The 3,111-nt window shown below is 72.9% G+C and carries 3 protein-coding genes; 1 reads left to right on the top strand and 2 read right to left on the bottom strand.

The window, feature by feature from the left end; all coding sequences use genetic code 11:
- Positions 1 to 59: 59 nt before the first annotated feature.
- Together ACGFMK_RS48925 and ACGFMK_RS48920 are read right to left on the bottom strand one after the other, a co-directional pair.
- Positions 60 to 1,067, bottom strand: coding sequence for a YncE family protein (locus ACGFMK_RS48925; RefSeq protein WP_392778937.1), 1,008 nt, complete (start codon positions 1,065 to 1,067; stop codon positions 60 to 62).
- 118 nt (positions 1,068 to 1,185) lie between these two features.
- Entirely contained in the window at positions 1,186 to 2,154 is a 969-nt protein-coding gene (locus tag ACGFMK_RS48920) for an aldo/keto reductase (protein ID WP_392778934.1), read from the bottom strand.
- An 87-nt stretch (positions 2,155 to 2,241) separates the two neighbouring features.
- On the opposite strand from ACGFMK_RS48920, the gene ACGFMK_RS48915 reads away from it, so the two are divergent.
- Positions 2,242 to 3,111, top strand: an 870-nt coding sequence (locus ACGFMK_RS48915) for an LLM class F420-dependent oxidoreductase (RefSeq protein WP_392778931.1), incomplete at its 3' end; no start/stop codon positions are given.

The following is a 3,111-nucleotide window of genomic DNA, read 5'->3' as shown; positions in this document are numbered from 1 at the left end:
GGGAAGGTGCAGACGGCGGTACTCCCAATCCCCTTCGACCACCGCCTCGCTGACCGTCGTCATGGCTGGATCACCTGGGTCCCTTCTCCGGCGGCGGAGCCGATGATCACCCGGCCGCTCTGGTCGTCGACCCCCACCGAATCCGGCTGGCGGACGGTGGGGAACCGGTACTTCTCCACTGGTTCGCCGCCGCGGACGTCGAACCCGACCACTTCGTTGCGTTCCGTCAGCGTCACCCAGGCGAGGCTCCGCTTCGCGTCGTAGGCGATCCCGTACGCGCCACCCGGCACCGGGTAGCGCTGCCGCATGATCAGCGGCGACGCCGAGAACGCGATCAGCGCCCCCGCGCGCGCGTCCGTCACCAGGATCCGGCCGTAGGAGTCCGCGACCGCGTTGGCGGCGCCGTCACCCGCCCGCAGGCCCTCGTTGATCTTGCCGCCGGCGACGTCCACGGAGAACACGGCCGTCCGCAGCCGGTCCAGCACCACCACACCGGTCCCGGACGCCAGCACGTCGTCGGCGCTGTAGATCTGCCCGCCGATCGTCCGCGCGGGACCGTTCGCGGGCAGCACCTGGATGTCCTTCGCCGCCCCCATCGCCACGAGCCGATCGGCGCCGTAGGCGATGCTCGACGCCGGCCGCCCGCCCGTCTTCGTCTCCGTGAGCTGCCGGTCCGGCACCGTCAGCTGCTGCACGACACCCTGATCCGGTTCGGCGATCTCCACCCGCCCCGGTGCCACGGTCAACCGCGTAGCCTTGCCGTATAACGGCATATTCACCGGGGGAGATGCGAGCGCATTCAGGTCGTAGAGCTGCAAAGACGGCTGCTGAGCGAGAGCGACGACCAGGGTCGACCCCGAAACGGCCACCGCGGAAACGGCGCCGCCGGGCAGGACCTGGCCGGCGGGCTTCACCGTGACCGCGGGGGAGACGGCGGCCTGCGCGGCCACCGGATTCGCGACGATCTGCAGGTCGTCACCGTCCGACTTGGCCGAGGAGCAGCCCGAGAGCACCAGAACACCGGCGAGCGGGATCGCGATCCGCGACGCGGCGGTGAGCCGACGCACGTTGGGGCCTCCGGTTGTTCCTCGGCGGGCAATCCTCACCAGCATCCTCCACGATCGTTCTGCCGTCACGTGCATGTCACCCAACAGACACCTGCCGTGGTGTTGATCACGGTGCCGATCATCGGGGCCAGCGTTCCGGGTAGCCGACGGCGATCGCGCTGACGTCGTCCAGCGCCGACCGGATGGCGGGCGGGAGGGTGATCTCCTCCGCGGTCAGCGAGCCGGTGAGCTGGCCGGTGTCGCGGGCGCCGACGACCGGGGCGACCACGCCGGGCCGGTCGCGGACCCAGGCCAGCGCGACGGCGAGCGGGGACGTCCCGAGCCCGTCGGCGGCGGTGGCGACCGCCTGCACGATCCGCGCGGCCCGGTCGGTGCGGTGGTGCTCGACGTACCCGGCGAACACGCTGGAGGCGCCGCGGGAGTCGGCCGGCGTGCCGGTGCGGTACTTGCCGGTCAGTACCCCGCGCCCGAGCGGCGCCCAAGGCAGCAGCCCGATGCCGTGGTGCGCGGCGGCGGGCACGACCTCGCGGTCCACCCCGCGTTCCAGCAGGGAGTACTCGACCTGGGTGGAGACGAGCGGCGCGACGGCGGCGGCCCCGGCGGCGGCCGTGGCCAGCTGCCAGCCGGAGTAGTTGGAGACGCCGACGTAGCGGACCTTGCCGCTGTTGACGGCGTACTCGAGCGCGGCGAGGGTCTCGGCGACCGGCACGGTCGAGTCCCACGCGTGCAGCTGCCAGAGGTCGACGTGGTCGGTGCCGAGGCGTTTCAGCGAGCCGTCGAGGGCGGTGAGCAGCGCGCCGCGGGAGGCGCCGCCACCGAACGGGCCGTCGGTGCGGCGGGCGACGGCCTTCGTCGCGAGGACGACGTCGTCGCGCGGCACGAGATCACCCAGAAGTGAGCCGAGCACCCGTTCGGCTTCGCCCTCGCCGTAGATGTCGGCGGTGTCCACCAGGGTGCCGCCGGCGTCGACGAAGGCGACCAGCTGGCTCGCCGCTTCCTCCGCGTCGGTGTCGCCACCCCAGGTCATGGTGCCGAGCGCCATTCGCGAGACACGCAGTCCCGAGCGGCCCAGCTGTCGCTTTTCCACGACCGCCGAGCCTAGTGGGCCACCCCGCCCGGACCTGACCAAGGTGAGTCGTGTCGCCCACAAGGGCCCCCGTTAGGGTCTGGCCCCGTGCGACTCGGACTGAATCTCGGCTACTGGGGAGCGGGGAACGACCCCGCGAACCTGGCCCTGGCGAAACATGCGGACGACCTGGGCTACGCCGTCGTGTGGGCGGCGGAGGCCTACGGCTCGGACGCGGTGACGGTGCTCTCGTGGATCGCGGCGCAGACGTCGCGGATCGACGTCGGCGCCGCGGTGCTGCAGATCCCGGCCCGGACCCCGGCGATGACGGCGATGACCGCCGCCACCCTGGACACGCTCTCGGGTGGCCGGTTCCGCCTGGGGCTCGGCGTGTCCGGCCCGCAGGTGTCCGAAGGCTGGCACGGCGTGCGGTTCGCCTCGCCGCTGGGCCGCACCCGCGAGTACGTCTCCATCGTGCGCTCGGCGCTGCGCCGGGAACGCGTGCGGTTCGAGGGCGAGCACTTCACGCTCCCGCTGCCGGACGGCCCGGGCAAGGCGCTGCGGCTGACCGTCCGCCCGGCGCGCAAGCACATTCCGCTGTACCTGGCCGCGATCGGACCGAAGAACCTGGCCCTGACCGGCGAGCTCGCCGACGGCTGGCTGCCGGTGTTCTTCTCGCCCGCCCACGCGGGGGAGCAGCTGGCCCAGATCCGGGCCGGGGCCGAGGCGGCCGGCCGGTCGATGGAGGGCTTCGACGTCGTCCCGACCGTGCCCCTGGTCGTCGGCGACGACTGGCGGGCCTGCGCGGACGCCGTCCGCGGCTACGCGGCGCTCTACCTCGGCGGCATGGGCAGCCGGGAGAAGAACTTCTACAACCGGCTGGCGGCCCGGATGGGGTTCGAAGCCGAGGCGGCCGAAGTGCAGGAGAAGTACCTGGCCCGCGACCGGGCGGGGGCGATGGCGGCGGTGCCGCTGGAG

Source organism: Amycolatopsis sp. NPDC049252 (genome assembly GCF_043197175.1).
Lineage (GTDB): Bacteria > Actinomycetota > Actinomycetes > Mycobacteriales > Pseudonocardiaceae > Amycolatopsis.
Note: the sequence above shows the minus strand (reverse complement) of the source record. Positions and strands in the feature narration are given on the sequence as shown.